The 17,769-nt window shown below is 58.8% G+C and carries 11 protein-coding genes and 1 CRISPR repeat array; of the genes, 4 read left to right on the top strand and 7 right to left on the bottom strand.

Annotated features, from left to right (window positions below):
• The first annotated feature begins 23 nt into the window (after window positions 1-23).
• Window positions 24-965 (top strand): alpha/beta hydrolase, encoded by a 942-nt coding sequence (locus tag RVM26_RS17180; RefSeq protein ID WP_498939832.1) that lies wholly within the window; start codon window positions 24-26, stop codon window positions 963-965.
• Here RVM26_RS17180 and RVM26_RS17175 read toward each other — a convergent pair.
• A complete protein-coding gene (locus tag RVM26_RS17175; protein ID WP_498939830.1) occupies window positions 935-2,554 on the bottom strand; it encodes a diguanylate cyclase domain-containing protein in 1,620 nt (539 codons plus the stop codon). The two genes, RVM26_RS17180 and RVM26_RS17175, sit on opposite strands and share 31 nt — an antisense overlap.
• A 140-nt stretch (window positions 2,555-2,694) precedes the next feature.
• Between RVM26_RS17175 and RVM26_RS17170 the strand changes: the two genes are divergently transcribed.
• On the top strand, window positions 2,695-3,012 hold the full coding sequence (locus RVM26_RS17170) for a hypothetical protein (RefSeq protein WP_039183279.1): 318 nt from the start codon (window positions 2,695-2,697) through the stop codon (window positions 3,010-3,012).
• A gap of 107 nt (window positions 3,013-3,119) precedes the next feature.
• A CRISPR array of direct repeats spans window positions 3,120-8,368; the repeat unit is 28 nt; unit sequence TTTCTGAGCTGCCTGGGCGGCAGCGCAC.
• 129 nt (window positions 8,369-8,497) lie between these two features.
• Here RVM26_RS17170 and cas6f read toward each other — a convergent pair.
• The 4 genes from cas6f to csy1 are packed head-to-tail and all read right to left on the bottom strand — an operon-like array spanning window position 8,498 to window position 12,455.
• Window positions 8,498-9,067 (bottom strand): type I-F CRISPR-associated endoribonuclease Cas6/Csy4, encoded by a 570-nt coding sequence (gene cas6f / locus RVM26_RS17165; protein WP_498939828.1) that lies wholly within the window; start codon window positions 9,065-9,067, stop codon window positions 8,498-8,500.
• Window positions 9,068-9,070: 3 nt separating this feature from the next.
• The gene (csy3, locus tag RVM26_RS17160) at window positions 9,071-10,096 is read right to left on the bottom strand and encodes a type I-F CRISPR-associated protein Csy3 (RefSeq protein WP_498939826.1); all 1,026 of its coding nucleotides are present in this window, start codon (window positions 10,094-10,096) and stop codon (window positions 9,071-9,073) included.
• Between the two features lie 15 nt (window positions 10,097-10,111).
• Window positions 10,112-11,080: a type I-F CRISPR-associated protein Csy2 gene (gene csy2, locus RVM26_RS17155; RefSeq protein ID WP_193461395.1), complete on the bottom strand. Its 969-nt coding sequence runs from the start codon at window positions 11,078-11,080 to the stop codon at window positions 10,112-10,114.
• The gene (csy1, locus tag RVM26_RS17150) at window positions 11,073-12,455 is read right to left on the bottom strand and encodes a type I-F CRISPR-associated protein Csy1 (RefSeq protein WP_498939824.1); all 1,383 of its coding nucleotides are present in this window, start codon (window positions 12,453-12,455) and stop codon (window positions 11,073-11,075) included. Before csy1 ends, csy2 begins: the two co-directional genes overlap by 8 nt.
• A 324-nt stretch (window positions 12,456-12,779) precedes the next feature.
• Here csy1 and RVM26_RS17145 point away from each other — a divergent pair, with 324 nt between their 5' ends.
• Complete coding sequence (locus RVM26_RS17145; protein ID WP_081192043.1) at window positions 12,780-13,031, top strand: toxin HicA; 252 nt, start codon at window positions 12,780-12,782, stop codon at window positions 13,029-13,031.
• 16 nt (window positions 13,032-13,047) lie between these two features.
• Entirely contained in the window at window positions 13,048-13,377 is a 330-nt protein-coding gene (locus RVM26_RS17140) for a type II toxin-antitoxin system HicB family antitoxin (RefSeq protein WP_081192045.1), read from the top strand.
• Here RVM26_RS17140 and cas3f read toward each other — a convergent pair whose 3' ends face one another.
• Window positions 13,378-16,722 carry a type I-F CRISPR-associated helicase Cas3f gene (gene cas3f / locus RVM26_RS17135; RefSeq protein ID WP_498939821.1) on the bottom strand — a complete coding sequence of 1,115 codons (3,345 nt, stop codon included), beginning with the start codon at window positions 16,720-16,722 and terminating at the stop codon, window positions 13,378-13,380.
• Window positions 16,719-17,705: a type I-F CRISPR-associated endonuclease Cas1 gene (cas1f, locus tag RVM26_RS17130; RefSeq protein ID WP_498939819.1), complete on the bottom strand. Its 987-nt coding sequence runs from the start codon at window positions 17,703-17,705 to the stop codon at window positions 16,719-16,721. Before cas1f ends, cas3f begins: the two co-directional genes overlap by 4 nt.
• Between the last annotated feature and the right edge of the window lie 64 nt (window positions 17,706-17,769).

Here is a 17,769-nt window from a genome sequence, read left to right as displayed (position 1 = left end):
TGCCCGTAAATTCCGGAGGCCCCGTGATCAGAAGAACTGCCTTGCAACGCATTGCTCTGCTGGCTGGACGCTTGGCCGGGCTCTTTGGCTGGCTGGTGTTGAGCAACGTCGCACTGGCAGGCGAGGTGGTGCGCGAGCAGTTCTACTCCCCCACGCTGGGCTACGATTACCCTTATACGCTGTATTTACCCGATGGCTATGACAGCCAAGCGACAACGCCCTACCCCGTGATCTACCTGCTGCACGGTTCTTTCGGTAACGAGCTGGACTGGGCTACTCGGGGCAACCTGCCACAAGTGGCAGACCGACTGATTCAGGCAGGGCATATCCCCCCCGCCGTATTCGTGATGCCAGGCAGCCGCAGCTGGTGGGTAGATGGCCATAACGAACCCGCCCGCAGCGCCTTTTTCAACGACCTGATGCCTCACATCGAAGCCCACTACCACGTGGGCACCACTCGTGAGCAGCGTGGGGTGGCCGGGCTTTCGGCAGGCGGCTACGGCGCGCTCAACTTCGCGCTGGAACACCCCGAAATGTTTGCTGCCGCCGCCGCGCTGAGCCCGGCCAGCTACGTGCCCACGCCGCCCAGCAACTCTTCGGCGCACCGCCACCCCACCTTTCTGGATGAACGAGGCCAGTTCGACCAGGCACTGTGGGAGCAGCTCAATTACCCCGCGCACCTGGAACACTATCGCCTTCAGGTCACACCGCGCCCCGCCGCCGAACAGGGCGACACTCCGCCCGTGCCGCTCTACATCAGTGCCGGGCGCAGTGACGTATACGACGCCGAATACCACGCTCGCCAGCTACGCCAGGCCATGGAACGCATTCAGCCAGAGCTGGTGCGGCTAGACCTGTACCCCGGTGGGCACACTTGGCGTGTATGGCGAGCCAGCCTGCCCGCCGCGCTCAACTTCCTGTTCCAGTACGTGGGTCACGAAGCACCTGGCGAAACGGGCGCATAGAGCACCGCCTGGTTACGCCCCTGCGCCTTTGCCTGATACATCGCCTGGTCGGCACAATGGATCAGCGTGGACTCTTCAGCAGCGTGCAGGGGCAACAGCGCCACTCCAATACTGGCCGAGACATGGACTTCCCCCACCGACAGCGTGAACGGCACCGCCAGTGCCTGGCACAGCTGGTCTGCCACCCTCAGGGCCTCTTCGGCACCCACGGGCCCGCCCAGCATGGCCACGAACTCATCGCCCCCTATGCGCCCCACATGGTCGCCCCCGCGCAGCCGTTGCCGGAGGCGCTGGGCCACGGCCTGCAGTAACTGGTCACCGACACCATGGCCAAAACGATCATTGACCGGCTTGAAATCATCCAAATCGATGAACAGCAGCGCCAGCGGCGTATCGCACCGTTTGGCTTGAGCAATGGCACTGCTCAAGTGGCTGAAAAACAGCGACCGGTTGGGCAAGTCGGTCAAGGTATCGTGCTGGGCCAGATGCAGCATTGTCTGCTCCATTTCTCGGCGCGGCGTCACATCATGGGAAATCCCCAGAAAACTCATCACCCGCCCCTGCTCGTCCAGCAGCGGTGCCCCGTTGGTAAAGTGCCAGCGCCACTCGCCGTTGGCGTGCTGCACACGGTACTCGATCACCCCCTGGGGTTCGCCGGTGCAGTACACTTTTTCGATGTAGCGTTGGCAGGCCTCCAGGTCCTCCGGGTGCAGCACGAAGCTCATGTTCTGCCCCAGCACCTCCTCGACCTCATGGCCCAGAATGCGCGGCCAGTTCGGCGACACATAGGTCAGCGTGCCTTCGGCATTCAGCGTGTAGATGATGTCGTTGGCCTGCTCGACCAGCTGGCGAAAACGCTGCTCGCTGGAGCGCAGCGCGGCCTCCAGCGCCTTACGCTGGGTAATGTCGTTGGCGTAGCCTGTCCATAGCAGGCTGCCATCGGGCTGGCGGCGAGGACGATCATGGGCCTCGACCCACAGCATCTCGCCATCGCGACGAAACATGCGAAACTCACTTCGCCAGGGCGTCAAGGAGCGCGCACTTTGCAGTGACCCTTCAATCACCGTATCGCGGTCACTGGGATGAATGTTGGCCAACAGCGTTTGGGCATCTGCCAGCACCTCTTCCACGGTGGCACCAAACAGCTCCGTGACCCGCTGGCCCACGTAGGTGTAGCGCCACGCCCCCTCCAAGGAGAGATGCAGCTGGTACACGAACCCCGGCAGCTGCGAGAGCAGATCATCCAGCGACTCGCCAAACGGCAGCATCAATTGGCTCAGTTCGCCATACACCGCTCGCTGGCCCCCATCGCGCACGGGCGAAAGCTGCAGTTGCCACGCCCGCCCCGACTCCCCCCACCGGACATTCAACGCGCATGGCTGCTGCTGTTCGTCACAGCGGCGAATAGTGTCCAGCACGCTCGCCCCATCCAATGGAAAACAGCGCCCCAAGGCCGCTTCCGAGCCCATGGTTTGCCAACCGGCCACACGCCGAAAAGCAGCATTGCCCTGAACGCACGCCTGGCCATCGCACATCATCACAAACAGCGGGGTCGCCGACTGCTCGAACAGCGCATGGTATAAGTGCATGGGCGCTCCGCTCCCTGGTTCGTAAACGGTTAAGTTAAGCGGCCCAGCCCACGGTGTCCACGAACATTGGTTGACTTCTACCAACGCAAACTACACTGAAAAGGAACCCTTTTTCTGGACACACGAAAGGAAGCCTTCCTATGCATAAACATATTGAATGGGACGACCCCGGCAGCGCGAGCGTGGTGGAGTACTTCAAGAACGACCCTGACCACACCTCCCCCTACCCCGGCGCTATCCTTTCCGCCCGCTACCAGGGCCGCATCGTACGCGTCAAAGTAGAAGCCTACCGCGACGACGACGCCGTCAGCATCGGCAGCGTCGCCGCCATCCTCGACGAACACGGCCACCGCTTCAAATCGCACCAGAAAATCGTCATCGGCGACATCGTGCGCCTACCCGACGACAAACGCGCCATGGAACACTGGGAAGAGGAAGAAGAGGACGAAAAAGAGTAACCACAGCCCCCGCTCGGGCGACATGTTGGGGCGGGGGTTAAGCATGGGCCACCCATGCGGCAGGCACCTGCACGAACTCACCGCCTCAACACTAGCGCACCGACCGGAACAAGAGCTGCCTGGGCGGCAGCGCACAGCGTGACGCTCTCGCCGGTGGCGGGGTCGTTTTTCTGAGCTGCCTGGGCGGCAGCGCACTCACCGGAGTTCCTGCCCGATGGCACGCTGCATTTCTGAGCTGCCTGGGCGGCTGCGCACGGTTGGCTCGCTCATGCCACACCTCGCTGGTGTTTCTGAGCTGCCTGGGCGGCAGCGCACTGGAAGCCTTGAGCGCAGCCACGGCCTCCGCTTTTCTGAGCTGCCTGGGCGGCAGCGCACACGAAGCCCGCCGCCGTGCCCCAAAGCGCAGCTTTCTGAGCTGCCTGGGCGGCAGCGCACTCGCCTATATCGACGAGCGCCTGGCCGCCCTGTTTCTGAGCTGCCTGGGCGGCAGCGCACTAGGTGCATCGATAACGCGGCATGAAGGGGCTTTTCTGAGCTGCCTGGGCGGCAGCGCACGAAGAGCTGAGCGAAGAGCTGGCCGACCTGCATTTCTGAGCTGCCTGGGCGGCAGCGCACGGCCTCTTTCATCATGCGATCTACCTGTGCAGTTTCTGAGCTGCCTGGGCGGCAGCGCACGATGCAGGAGCCGCTGGACTTCCCCTGTACCCTTTCTGAGCTGCCTGGGCGGCAGCGCACTTGATGCTCAGCATCTGCTTGCCTTTCACATCTTTCTGAGCTGCCTGGGCGGCAGCGCACGATCGCCGCACTCGATGCACTCCTCGGTGCCGTTTCTGAGCTGCCTGGGCGGCAGCGCACCATGTCCATGGGCGCGGCCTGGGCATCGCGAATTTCTGAGCTGCCTGGGCGGCAGCGCACTACACAGCCGACATTCGTGAATGCCACATGTTTTTCTGAGCTGCCTGGGCGGCAGCGCACCTTGCTGGCATTGCAGTTGTGCTGATACCCATTTTCTGAGCTGCCTGGGCGGCAGCGCACGCACGTTTGAGCCCACCATGCTGGTACCGGAATTTCTGAGCTGCCTGGGCGGCAGCGCACTTCGGGAATAGGCGCTCTTGCCATTGCTCATATTTCTGAGCTGCCTGGGCGGCAGCGCACGTAAGCGGCACATGGGCAACCGTGACTGGGCTTTTCTGAGCTGCCTGGGCGGCAGCGCACTACGGCTACGCCGGGTTGGGGCTGTATTTTCATTTCTGAGCTGCCTGGGCGGCAGCGCACAACGAAGTCACCGATGGCGTGATGCGCCTGCTTTTCTGAGCTGCCTGGGCGGCAGCGCACATAACCGTGGCCCGTAAGAAACCTGCGCAAGATTTCTGAGCTGCCTGGGCGGCAGCGCACCTGAAAGACACGCGCTGCATCAATCGCGCCTTTTTCTGAGCTGCCTGGGCGGCAGCGCACGGTGGCAAACCCATTTCGCGCCCAACGGCTTTTTTCTGAGCTGCCTGGGCGGCAGCGCACCAAATGCGGGCGGCGGAAGTGGTAGCGGGTCATTTCTGAGCTGCCTGGGCGGCAGCGCACGTCAACGAGCTCCAGAAGACTGGCTACGTGTGTTTCTGAGCTGCCTGGGCGGCAGCGCACCATCAGTCGCCCTCCGCTGTGTGGTGGCGGTTTTTCTGAGCTGCCTGGGCGGCAGCGCACGCGTGGGCGCTGGCCTCCCGCCAGGCATCGGCTTTCTGAGCTGCCTGGGCGGCAGCGCACGTTTCGTTCAGCGCCCGCATGTCTTTTGCGATTTTCTGAGCTGCCTGGGCGGCAGCGCACTTTTCAAGCACGATGACGCGGGGTTTGACCTTTTTCTGAGCTGCCTGGGCGGCAGCGCACGGTGACACGGGTGACACCCTCCCCCTGTCACCTTTCTGAGCTGCCTGGGCGGCAGCGCACGGCATGGGGGCGCGCTTGCAGCCCCTGGTGCTTTTCTGAGCTGCCTGGGCGGCAGCGCACGGCCGCTGGGCCACGCCGATGCCCGTCGAATTTTTCTGAGCTGCCTGGGCGGCAGCGCACCCGATGCGGAAGCTCGTGATTGGCTTGACGATTTTCTGAGCTGCCTGGGCGGCAGCGCACAGGGCATCATCTTCATTGAGTCAACAGCAGAGTTTCTGAGCTGCCTGGGCGGCAGCGCACGCATGGGAAATCCTGAAATTTCCCGAGGTGAATTTCTGAGCTGCCTGGGCGGCAGCGCACGATCAGTGAGCAATCTACTACCGTATGCTCTTTTTCTGAGCTGCCTGGGCGGCAGCGCACGTGATGCAGTGGTGCCAGTCCTCGATCCAGTGTTTCTGAGCTGCCTGGGCGGCAGCGCACGTCGGACGCTTTCTGGCCGCCGCCCCGGTGCTTTTCTGAGCTGCCTGGGCGGCAGCGCACGCGCTAGCGTTGACTTGACGCATGCATGTTTATTTCTGAGCTGCCTGGGCGGCAGCGCACATATCGTCTATCGAGAGTCTTTACCGCGCAATTTTCTGAGCTGCCTGGGCGGCAGCGCACGGTATCAGTCACTCAGAGCAATGGGTTCAAGATTTCTGAGCTGCCTGGGCGGCAGCGCACACGGGCTGTTGTAGCGTCAGCTACGTCGCTCATTTCTGAGCTGCCTGGGCGGCAGCGCACAAGATGCCATGCTTGTCATGATGCGCCATGTTTTTCTGAGCTGCCTGGGCGGCAGCGCACCGCTTGGGTAGCTGATCGAGCATCAGCGCGCATTTCTGAGCTGCCTGGGCGGCAGCGCACGTAATCGACCGAATGGAGCGGGGGGGCCATTTTTTCTGAGCTGCCTGGGCGGCAGCGCACAGTACGAGGCGCTGGTGAATCGCGTCATGGCATTTCTGAGCTGCCTGGGCGGCAGCGCACGCACTCAAGGCGGGGTTTGCAGAGCTGACCTGTTTCTGAGCTGCCTGGGCGGCAGCGCACAAGACCCAGCGCACAAAGCGGCGGGTCCAGTCTTTCTGAGCTGCCTGGGCGGCAGCGCACGCGTTCAAGCCCCACTCCAGCGCCTTGGTCTGTTTCTGAGCTGCCTGGGCGGCAGCGCACCTGGCCATCGGCCTGCGCCGTGTCCGCCAGCATTTCTGAGCTGCCTGGGCGGCAGCGCACGGATAGCAGCGCATCGGCGCGCATGTTTTGCGTTTCTGAGCTGCCTGGGCGGCAGCGCACTCGCTTAACCGCATGAACCGCCGTCTAGGTGCTTTCTGAGCTGCCTGGGCGGCAGCGCACGACACCGGAGTAGAAGCCACGCCGGGTAAGCTTTTCTGAGCTGCCTGGGCGGCAGCGCACAGGCTCGCCCAGATGCGACGGCAGGCATGGATTTTCTGAGCTGCCTGGGCGGCAGCGCACCCGTCGAGTACATCCACCGCATGGCGCTGGAATTTCTGAGCTGCCTGGGCGGCAGCGCACTAATCGTCTGGCCGGATTGCTCGCACGGACTTTTTCTGAGCTGCCTGGGCGGCAGCGCACGCTTTATGGGCCTTGCCGTCGCCCATGATGCTTTTCTGAGCTGCCTGGGCGGCAGCGCACACGGTGCCGATGACACCGATATGAAAACCTGGTTTCTGAGCTGCCTGGGCGGCAGCGCACGACGGCCTCTCGATCACGGTTGAAAAGCTGCTTTTCTGAGCTGCCTGGGCGGCAGCGCACCTTTGTATGGCGGTGCAGTTGCTCGGCATCCATTTCTGAGCTGCCTGGGCGGCAGCGCACGCCATGGCAGCGTTGAGCGTTTCTATCTGCTGTTTCTGAGCTGCCTGGGCGGCAGCGCACCAAGGACAACCCCGGCGGCGACACCTTCTACTTTTCTGAGCTGCCTGGGCGGCAGCGCACCTTGGCGTTGGCCTGCTCCAGCGCCTTTGTATTTTCTGAGCTGCCTGGGCGGCAGCGCACCTGAGCCAGCCCCGCAAAACCGCGATGGACCTTTTCTGAGCTGCCTGGGCGGCAGCGCACTTATGAAAATTGACGGCAACGTTGCCGCCCCATTTCTGAGCTGCCTGGGCGGCAGCGCACTCGTGTAGCTGGTCGGTTAAACGCTGCTCAGTTTTCTGAGCTGCCTGGGCGGCAGCGCACGCTTCCTCCGGTGGTGCGGGCTTTTCTGGCGTTTTCTGAGCTGCCTGGGCGGCAGCGCACGGCCTCCAGAATGTCTCTCGGTATGCCGTCCATTTCTGAGCTGCCTGGGCGGCAGCGCACGTGAAATCCGGCGTGAGCGACCTGGTGGTGATTTTCTGAGCTGCCTGGGCGGCAGCGCACATCTCTTTGTGTGTCATGCCTGCGGCGATGCATTTCTGAGCTGCCTGGGCGGCAGCGCACCCCGACAATGTGGCGGATCTCCCAGGGCGTGGTTTCTGAGCTGCCTGGGCGGCAGCGCACATCATGACCGTGACGAGCTGGAACCGGTCTTTTTTCTGAGCTGCCTGGGCGGCAGCGCACTGCACCGCTTCGGCCTGGTAGGCGTCCCTCTGTTTCTGAGCTGCCTGGGCGGCAGCGCACTCATGGTGTTCTCTCTACCCCTCATCCCGGGATTTCTGAGCTGCCTGGGCGGCAGCGCACGCTCTCTGCCTGGCGGGCGTCATCGCTGCCATTTTCTGAGCTGCCTGGGCGGCAGCGCACCGTTCGAGTCCGCCATATCTTGTCGACGGCTTTTTCTGAGCTGCCTGGGCGGCAGCGCACGGCCAACGGCAGCCCGGATACAGGCTGGCTCGTTTCTGAGCTGCCTGGGCGGCAGCGCACGCATCTGCCTTGGCGGCTTTCAAGGCTGCGATTTTCTGAGCTGCCTGGGCGGCAGCGCACTGTAGCGCCAGCCAACTGGTGCGTGCCGTTTGTTTCTGAGCTGCCTGGGCGGCAGCGCACGACGTGTTCGGTATCCACTGCGCATACGTTCTTTTCTGAGCTGCCTGGGCGGCAGCGCACACAGCGGCAGGGCAGGGCGTCTACCGGGCATATTTCTGAGCTGCCTGGGCGGCAGCGCACGAGCTCGGTCGGCGAGCCCGCCCAGGCGAAACTTTCTGAGCTGCCTGGGCGGCAGCGCACTCGAGCATCCGCCGGGCATGGCTGCGCATGTCTTTCTGAGCTGCCTGGGCGGCAGCGCACCTGTCGATCAGCTCGGAGAGGTCGCCCCAGACTTTCTGAGCTGCCTGGGCGGCAGCGCACGGTCGGGCCTTTGCCCGGCTCAATGGCTGCCATTTCTGAGCTGCCTGGGCGGCAGCGCACATGAAGCAACTGGAGGAGCAGTCCCGCTCACTTTTTCTGAGCTGCCTGGGCGGCAGCGCACAGCAGCTATGCGCATTGCTAGAAGAGTTGGCATTTCTGAGCTGCCTGGGCGGCAGCGCACTAGAGCATATCAAAACTAATGTGCTGATTGTTAAAGAGCTTTCACCAAAAAAAGCGGTATTACCCTTTCAGGAGCAATACCGCTAAGTCATTGATTATTAGCTGCCTATTTTCATGTTAGAAAAAAGGGTCAAAACCAGGGCACGGTGGCGCTGGGGCTTAAGCCGTAATGGCTGAATGTGCCTTCCGATGAAGACGCTGCAGGTTTGCCATGTTCAATAAACAGGCTGAAACGCTGCTGAGTAGATCGGCTATTGATCTGCACAAACGGTAGCTCAATTCGTCGAGCCGCCACCTTGGCGTAAATGCTCCTTGCCTCCTCTTCGCTAATGCTGTGCCGTTTGGCATAGCGCTTGGCACGGCTCTCGCTGCCCGTGTTGAACTGCTTCCGCGCTACGTTGATATGCTGAGCACCCGCAGGAACTTCCAACACTTCGCTTACCTGCGTGTGATCCCGCATGCCTATCAGCCAATCCATACCCATCAGCTGCTTTAGTCGCTCATGGGTGCCATGCAAACGCAAATGGCTGCCTAACGTGCGGGCACGAACACCGTGTTTATGGACTGGAAAGCTCACGCCTAGATCCGTTGCCTGTAGGTCAAATAGCGCTCGATGCAACTTGTTGTATAGCGCACCCATCAGCATGGCTTCGGGAAAGTCGGGGTCGGGCCTGAGCCGGATATCAATGTAATAATCCATGGCTTACCCCGCCTCGCCGAACACGCCACCACGGATGAGTGTTGCCATCACAAAGTGCTGGTTTTCCTTGGAAGGCACTTGGTCTTTGATCATCCAGTTATCCAGCAGTGAGTAAAAGTCGGCCTTCTGCTTGGGCTGGCGGTACGCTTTGCCCTGGGTGGTCACTGAACCATAAGGCTCGACAGCAATAGGCCCAAGATCTTCATCGCTTTCATTGGGGTACCAGGTGTCGATGGTACGGATGGCATTACCCAGCTTCTGCGAGTGAATACCGGCAATATCGCTGACGTGGTAAAGCGTTTTGCTTTTGTCGCCTCGGCCTCGGTCAAGAATCAGCTCTTGAGAAGGGAATACTTCTTGACCACTGCCCATGCGGACATAGGCCACCACTTCTAGCAGCAAGTGCTGCTCGCCCGCCAACGCAGCGGCGATGACACCCGCAAGTTCTTTAAGCTCGGCAGTATCCTCGAAAGCACGCAACGAAAGTGACAGCGCATCAAACGTCCACTCTTTGGTGGCTTTGCCTTGAGCCAACTGGCGAACACTCACTTCTACTTGCTCTGCGCCCATGCGGTTGCGCCACAAAAAACGGCCATTGGCGAGGTTATTGGCGTAACGATGCGCCAGTTCGCCGAATCCTTGTGCTTGTTTATATTCGGCAACGGCCTGTTCCAGCTTGGCTTGGTACTCAGCGTTATTACAGGCTGACGGTGTTCCCGCACCAGCCAGTACGCGCAGAGTGAAGCGAGCCACCAGGGTATCTGCATCATGGGGCAACGTGGCTACATCGACGGTTTGTAGATTGGGATTTTCAATCGCGGCATCTAGCTTGGCGGGGTCCTGGTCTTTGGCTTTCAAGCGATTGGAAATCGTGCCGCGCACCGACTTTTCACGCACCTTGACCGGCTGCCATTGCTGTTCTTCTTGCCGCTTATCCCAGTTGCTGGCGTACAGTAGCGCATCGGAAGGGTCGAGCTTGCGTTCGAAGGCGAGGACAGAAGCGGTTTTAAGGGTATCGTTTTTAGCCATGATAAAGCTCCTTGTTTACTGTGCTGAGGTGCGAAGGTGATAGTCGTTATTGAGACGGTAGAGGCCCGCTTCTTCGTCGTTATCAACGTACCAAAGCAGGTCTTCAGGTTGCTTCATACGGTGCGGGCTAACCCACTCACCGATGGAGTAGAGACTTTCGACAAAGCGGAACGGGGTCTTGGTATCGCGGGCGTTGGCGACTTCACCTGGCTGGAAAAGATCTGAAATAGCGCCATAACCGACTGGAATAGGCACCAACCAGCCACGATAGGGACGCTGCGCCTGCCAAACAGGCTTTTCGTTGGGTTTGCCTTCGTTCTCTAGCGTACAAACATGGTTAAGACGAGAGAGGTCTAACCATGCATCCAGTAAACTGGCGTCTGGATTTTGCTGTTGCAGTGTGTGAAGGTGCTCGGTGAGGTAATCATCCCGAAGGGTGAGGGCAAAGCCCGGCAGCCAGCGCCGCTTTAAGCGCGCGAACTGCTTTTGCCGCTCTTCTTCATCGTCATCAAGCGTGACCCATTGAGGACGTTGTTTATGGGTTGGCTCCGCACGGTTAGGGATGACACTGCCTCCGGCAATGCGCATGCCCGCTACAATCTCTCCGATTTTTTTAGCGATATTCTCATGCTCGCTTTCTGTAGCGCCGGTATCAATTGTAAAGATCAGCGTGATATCCAGATGGACACGCCCTTCTTCTACAATCGCTGCCGTACCACCTGTCTTATCCACCGGATTACGCGTCAGGTGAAAGCCACGGATGTAACCACCCTCAGTGGCCTGGGCTTCAAAGTCATGGCAAATAACCCCAACGCGGTCTAACGACACGGGAATACTCGCCTCTACCAGCTTCCGCTCCAGAGCATGCATCAAGCCCACAAATGCACTCATGGCAGGAAAGCCCCAGGTCATGGGGCTGGAAATCGCGTTGGCGTTTTGCACTCGCAGGCGCGGCAGAACCAAAAGGTTTTTTACTTTACTCATCGTCATCACCTCCTGGCAGGTTGGTTAAGTCTTCCATTAGGCTTTCCATCCAGCGGCGATCACGATCAAGCAAGCGTTGGTGGGTCACATCTTTCTCTAGCGCTTTCTTCCAGTGGCGGAATTCCACATCACCCAAAGGCAGCTTTCCGCCTAACGCGGCATTGAGCCAATTAGCGAATCGATGGCGAATATCGTCTGCCCATTCCATGCTGTTTCGCGCTTCACGAAAAGCAATATCACCTTCAGCACGACCGGGGTCTAGCCAATACATTTCTTCTACTGGTAATTCACACTTTTCATCGTCGCTCCACCCCGATGGCAGGCTATGCATCTGCATGGCAAACAGCGCCAGCTCGTCCATCAACATGGCGGTGTAGTCATCGCGCAGGTCGCGGGTGTGCATGTCTGGCGTAGGGTTCGTTTCAAGAAACTGTTTGAGGTCTCTAACCAGCGAGCGCACGTCTGAACGACTGCCAAAGATGCCGGGGTGAGAGAATACCGTCGCGGTTTTCAGCGGCGGACGAATATCTCGAACATTCCAACTGGGTGGCATGGAGGCCAGCAAATAGTTATTGCCACCCCGTTCGCTATTCAGCTGCGAGATATTCTGCGGCTTGGTACCGCCCATTTTCTGTGCAGCCAAGTTGGGGTAGCTGTGCACGGCCTGCCCAGCGTACTTGCTTTCTCGCTTGGCCTTACGTGCCTCTTTGGCCTCTTCGCTAAAGCGATCATGGTTAATGGTTTGGAATACACGGTGCGCCAGCGAAGTGGCGTAAAGCGGTGCGAGCAGATGAAAATTCTCAGCATCATTTTCCAGGTCTGCTGCATCCTCCCCCACCAGCCAATAGAGCTGTTTGCCTCGGGTATGTGAGGCATGCTCTCCACGCGGTTCGGTAATCGCCGCAAAGGCTTTGATCCATGCTTGAGCCTGCTCAGGATTGGCGCTTAACGCCTTTGCCAGCTCAGAGTCGTTTTCCAGCACCCGCTCAAGCAGTGACTTTCCTTCGAATTGCAGCTTCAAGAACTTATAAACATCCAGGGCGGCAGCGTTCCCCACCACATCGCCCGCAAAATCAGTGGATAGCGTGTGGCTGCCAACCAGAGAATGGTTATTTAGCGATTCAGGTGGGGCGTAAAGATTGGAGCCTTTGGCATCCGGGTGAATCGGCTTGAGAGAATGGGTGACGACTTGCAGTTGACCAACGCGCCTGGCTGCATCGTTGATCCAGGTATCGAATTGAAACTGCTCAACCAGCGCTTGGTATTTTGGATCGTCGGGGGATAGCTTTTCTGCCTTGGTATCGAAGCGCTCCTTCAGAAAGCGCTGGATTACCAATTTGAGTCCTTGCCCCTCACTTTCGGTACTTTCAAGCATAAATTCCCCCTCTAATCATATTTTTACACTGTAGCCTGAACAGCTCTGACAACTACAAACCAGTAAGCCCTTCTACACAGCAAAAAATCGCGAGCACAAGAAACATCCTACTATCGCACGCTTATAAAATCAAAAAGGCTTGACTACCTGCTCCAAGGCTCCTAACCTTCATTTCTGACTGCCGAGAAGGTAGCTCAGCAATACTATCGCACGCCTTATATTTGCATTTGGCAATGTCCTGCCGAACAGGCAGCAGACTCATCATGGCAGCGTGACATACATCCAATACAGTACTATTATTAGTACTACTATTTGAGAGCGCTTATGGCAAAGCTTGATAAGCTTCTGGATAAAGCACGTCGACAGCCTCAAAGCATGAGCTTCGACGAATTGGCCTATTTATGCGATCACTACTTTGGCCCTCCTCGCCAGCAAAAAACCAGCCATCGAGTGTACAAAACACCTTGGCCCCGCGACCCTCGCGTTAATATTCAGCGAGGGAAAAATGGAGAAGCCAAGGCTTATCAGGTACGCCAAGCGCTCGCTGCCATTGATAAATTATCGTCATCAGCATGACGATGGGAGTCGCACCATGGTGAACCATACCCATTACACCTACCGCATCCGCTGGTCCGAAGAAGATGACCAATTCGTTGGTTTATGCGCCGAACTACCCAGCCTCTCCTGGCTTGCAGATACTCACCAAGAAGCGCTGGAAGGTATTCTGTCTCTGGTGGCCGACGTAGTGGCCGACATGGAGGCCGAAGGAGAAACACCACCGCTCCCACTGTCTGAACGCCACTACTCTGGTCGTTTTAATGTGCGCATTCCCCCAGAAAAACACCGCGAGCTTGCGATCAAGGCAGCAGAGGAAAATATCAGCCTCAACCGCTTAATCAGTGATCGGCTCGCGAACGTATAGCTAGTTACTCCGCCAAAACCCCAACACAGGGTGATACCCCCATCGCTGATTTCTAGCCGAAGCTGTTACCGTGCCGAAGGTACGGGCGGCGCGATCCAGGGAGATATCCAGGTCTTCCGCCAAGTCGGCCAGGGCTGTTAAATAGTCGGTTGCACCCCAGGGCTGTATCCGCTCGCCCTGCTCTTTTTCTAGCGCTACCCGCACCAGCAGGCTCTCTTCCACCGGCACGTAGAGCTTTTCGCCTCGCCTTGCGCCATCGTCTACGCGGTGGAGTGTCCAGGTTTCACCGCCCTCATCGGGCAGCAGCGCTAGCGTGGTTTCAGATTCGAGCTGTTTGCGAAAGGGGTCGCGCTGTATCAATACACCCGTCAAATGCAGTTGCGGCATCACATGCCAGCTGTAGGCTCCTAACGGCGGTGGTTTGGGCGTTTTGCCAATTCGTAGCTCTTTTTTGGTCAATGGCTCGGCGGGCTGCTCGATCATCAGTTGATGTAGCCGCTCATGCTCCAGGTCGACAAGACTATCTTTGGCGCGCAGCACTTCCCGCGCCAGCACGCGGGGGCGGGCATCGATCACCTGGTACTCATCTTGCGTTAACAGCTCACTAAGCGAGTGGCTACTTAGCCGCCATTGCAGATCTGTTTCAAAGCCGGGTTTGTGGAAAGCGGGTTTTCCAGGCTGCTCTAAATGTTTGAGGTTGGTATCGAGCAGCAAAATATTGGGCGAATCACACGCCTGCTCGCGGTGTCGTCGAACACGGCCAACCAACTGGATAATCGAGCGCATGGACGATGGTTCGACAATGGCCCAGTCGTAGTCGTGGTCGCGCCCCACCTCAGTGACTGGCGAGCCTAGAACGATAAACAGATGGTCTTGCTCTTCGCTGCCATCCAGAAGGTGACGAATATCCGGCTGCTGAAAAACGCGATCTGGTTCAGCCCGTTGCAGCGTTTTGTCTAACCGGCGCTCAATTTCTGAGCGCATGACCAACGGGTGACGAGAGTGGTAAACGCAGAGGTGAATGCGAACACCCTCCGGCGCGCCCTGTTGAAACAGCGCTTTGGCAACATCCACCAAGGGATCAATATTAGCCATGCGAACCAAGCCAAAGCTGACGCGCTTGTCCGAGTGTGGGTCAACGGAATGATGCTGCTGGTGGAGTGCTAGCGCATTTTGACGCAGCAGGGTCGCAATCGTTGGCCTTACCTCTTCAGGGCGTTTGCTCAACGGCGGTAACGCTAAAATATCTGCACGGCGGCGTACTGGGCTTTTGGCCAAACGTTCTAAGCGGCGCTTGGCAAAAGCGTTGTGTGCGGCCTTGAAGGTCTCGCTACTGGCGCAGTTTTCATGCTGGCGGTCATGCTCGTCGAACCAGGCACAGCAAATATCCACCGCCAAGCCTGGTTCGCCTCGATGGCGTTGAAAAGCTTCACGACCGCTTCGGTAGGCTTCATACAACCCTTCAACCAGCGCAGGCGGCAAGGTGGCCGATGAAAGCAGCACCCGTGAACCTAGCAGCCCAGCCCAATTGACTAATCGGGTAAGCGCCGGCAAGTCGTTGATATCGAAATCGTCTATTTCATCGAGCACCAGATCGCTGCTCATCAGGCGCAGCATGGGCACGATCTGACGTCCACCCCGAATGCTCTCGGTGGCTGGCACTAGGTGGTCAACGGTACATACCAAAATGGGCGCAGCGATCAGCGCGCGAGTGCCCGACTCATCGCTCAAGCGGCGCAGCACCGGGTGATTATCAAAATTACCGTCGAACACCACGTGAGCATCTTCTTCGATCAACGCCTGTTGCGACGCCGAGCCTCGGGCTTCAGCCTGTTGCTCATAGTGTTCGAATAGGGCTTTATTGGCACTTCCCCCTACGCGTACGGCGAGTTCGTCTTCCCCTAAATTCAAGCGATCTCGTAAAGCCTGGCCAGTTTGAAGCGTCAGGGTGCGTAGCCCCAGCGCAATGCTAAACCGCGCGCCCTGCTGAGGGTCAGCCAACGCATACATGATGCGCCCATTGGCGAGGGTTTTACCGCACCCGGTGGACGCCATGTTAATGCCAAAAAATCCTTGGCGCTGGCTGCGCTCCCTTAGCGACTGGGCAAGGTCAAACGCTTTATCTTGCCAGCGAAAACGTGGGTGGCTACTGCGCTTACGGAACCCTTTGTGGCGCGCTAAACGGGGTAAGTGGCTGTCGACGCTGGGTAGCGCGCGAGCAACCGCCGCCGCATGTTTCTCAACCCCCAGAATATGCTCATCCAATGGCTGGTTGGGCTTGCCAGTTTTGCGCACGGTATTGGCAATTAACGGGTAGCTGGGCTCGCCGCGCACGCGATGCTGGAGGTCTTCAAGGCTTGAGTAGTGGTGGTCGGCCAACATCAAGCTAAGCCGTGCCAAGTGCATGACATAGCGGCTTTCCAACCAGTGGCAACCATTGGGCAGCCGTGCCTGTAATCGCATGGCAAGCTTTGAGGCACGCTCACGCCAACGTGGCGTACTAACAGGCAACCCGCCCTTGAACTGCCAGTAGGGCGTAATGCGTTTAGGGTCCTGGGTCTCGGGAAGCTCGTTCCATTCGGCATGAATAGAAGCAAACAGCCCGCCTAGTTGCTCTGATTGAAGTGGCGTATTTCCTCTGCCCCAGCGCCGTTCAGCCTCGCCATCGCGTTCCGGTGGCTTTAACGGTAGCCGATGGTGGCTAAGCACTAGCCAACCCAGCGCAGCCGCCAACGGGGGTAAACGGCTAAATACCGCAGAGGCGGGTGTATCTATCCCGTCACGCTCTAATCCACCCAGCCAGTCTTGCTCTTGATAACTGCCTTCAGCCAAGCGCGCCAACCAGGAGGCATCGTCATCACTTCCCACGAATGCCTGGAACAGACGTAGGGATATCCACTCATGGCGGTATAAATTACGCCCTTCCAACTTGCCCTTGAGCCGCTGCTGAAAGGCATCACAGGCTTTCCCCAAATCATGCAGCAACGCAGCCAGCGCGGTGAGCAGGAGAATATCTTCGCCGTTGTGCCAATCATTTTCATCGCGGCGTCGCAGGATATCTCGGGCGGTGGTGTTGGTCGGTACGGCGCCATTGAGATTGAACTGGGCAGCATCCCCCACCACCCACATCAACTCACTGTGGTCGTGGCCACGAATCCAGTGGCAGGCGACGGCGGTATTCTTACGGGCGGTTTTACGCAACAGCTTACGCAGTGTATCCAGCCCGGCTTGGGTAATCGGCGTTTGCCAAGTGCGGTCGCCCCGGCGTTCGGCAAACTGGTCGAGAATTCGGCGCGTTTCTTTCAGGGCATTTTTATTGCACTGGGAAATCAGCAGCACGTTCATGAATCGCCGTTCCCCAGTTCTTGCCCCAGCGCCTGGGCGACTTCCTTGAGCGTATCGATCATGAAGTCGAGGGATTCGGTGCGGGTCAAGCGTTCGATGCAGGCTTGGCGGAACTCCTGCTCTTCATCGCCGCGCATGGCGGAAATGAACGCTTGGGGCAGAATCACCGCGTCTTTCACCAGATCCGCCACATCGAACACTAGCCCACCTCGGCGGGTTTTACCGTGGAGTACCGCCAGGCCGTGGGGAATGCCCAATACCCAAGTGGCGGTCGCCGCCAAGCCATAGGCCAGGTAGTTGCCATGATCGAGAAAACGGTTGGCGGGGTCGGTACCCGCGCCGCGCTTGGCGCGGGTGAAGTCGCCGTAATCAACGGCGTTCACCGCTAGCTTGAACAGCGTTTTGGTTAATCGCGCTTCCAGGGTGAGCAGGTCAACCGTGCTGGGGGCTTGCTTGATGGCTTCGCGATGATGGGTGAGTGCGCTGTGCAGGTGATCGGTGGCAATAGTAAAGCCTGCGTCTTTCATCACTCGGCTTGTCCACAGCGCTTCGATACGGGCCAAGCGCGCCTGCTGAAAGGCGCGCGCAGCATCCAGGCGTTTGGCATCATCAAACCAGAAGCGTACCCAGTATTGGAGATACTCCGTGGGCCGGTACTCGCTTTGTGGCGTCAGCCAGGCAACGTCCACATCCACTTCATTGGCGGCAAACAGCGGTGTGCCACCGCCACCACAAAACCCGACCAGTACGCCTGCCTTGGCGAGTTCGCGCATGGCCGCTTGGGTAATCGAGGTGCCTGTGCCCAGCAGTATCGAGGTGGTATTGGCAATGGGAATATTCCAGTAGCGCGACTTGCTACCTTCATCGGTGACGTACTCTACCCGCCCACCGTTCACCAACACTCGGCAGTGCTGGAGGTAGTACAGGTTCGCACGCTTGGAGTGCAGGATGGTTTTAAGATCAGAAGGTGAAAAGTCATCCATGGCGGCTCTCCTATTGTTCTTGCCACCATCTAAGCACTCTTCGCCCTGAAACACCATTGATCCT

Origin of the sequence: Halomonas sp. KM072, assembly GCF_050710315.1 — a bacterium.
Taxonomy (GTDB): Bacteria; Pseudomonadota; Gammaproteobacteria; order Pseudomonadales; family Halomonadaceae; genus Vreelandella; species Vreelandella hamiltonii.
This window is presented reverse-complemented; position numbering and strand designations above follow the sequence as displayed.

Bases quoted from the DNA above. Each gene is read 5' to 3' on its own strand.
- RVM26_RS17145 (WP_081192043.1), top strand. From the start codon at position 12,780: ATGGCAAAGCTTGATAAGCTTCTGGATAAAGCACGTCGACAGCCTCAA.
- csy3 (WP_498939826.1), bottom strand. From the start codon at position 10,096: ATGGCTAAAAACGATACCCTTAAAACCGCTTCTGTCCTCGCCTTCGAA.
- RVM26_RS17170 (WP_039183279.1), top strand. From the start codon at position 2,695: ATGCATAAACATATTGAATGGGACGACCCCGGCAGCGCGAGCGTGGTG.
- RVM26_RS17175 (WP_498939830.1), bottom strand. From the start codon at position 2,554: ATGCACTTATACCATGCGCTGTTCGAGCAGTCGGCGACCCCGCTGTTT.
- csy1 (WP_498939824.1), bottom strand. From the start codon at position 12,455: ATGCTTGAAAGTACCGAAAGTGAGGGGCAAGGACTCAAATTGGTAATC.
- RVM26_RS17140 (WP_081192045.1), top strand. From the start codon at position 13,048: ATGGTGAACCATACCCATTACACCTACCGCATCCGCTGGTCCGAAGAA.
- cas3f (WP_498939821.1), bottom strand. From the start codon at position 16,722: ATGAACGTGCTGCTGATTTCCCAGTGCAATAAAAATGCCCTGAAAGAA.
- csy2 (WP_193461395.1), bottom strand. From the start codon at position 11,080: ATGAGTAAAGTAAAAAACCTTTTGGTTCTGCCGCGCCTGCGAGTGCAA.
- cas6f (WP_498939828.1), bottom strand. From the start codon at position 9,067: ATGGATTATTACATTGATATCCGGCTCAGGCCCGACCCCGACTTTCCC.
- cas1f (WP_498939819.1), bottom strand. From the start codon at position 17,705: ATGGATGACTTTTCACCTTCTGATCTTAAAACCATCCTGCACTCCAAG.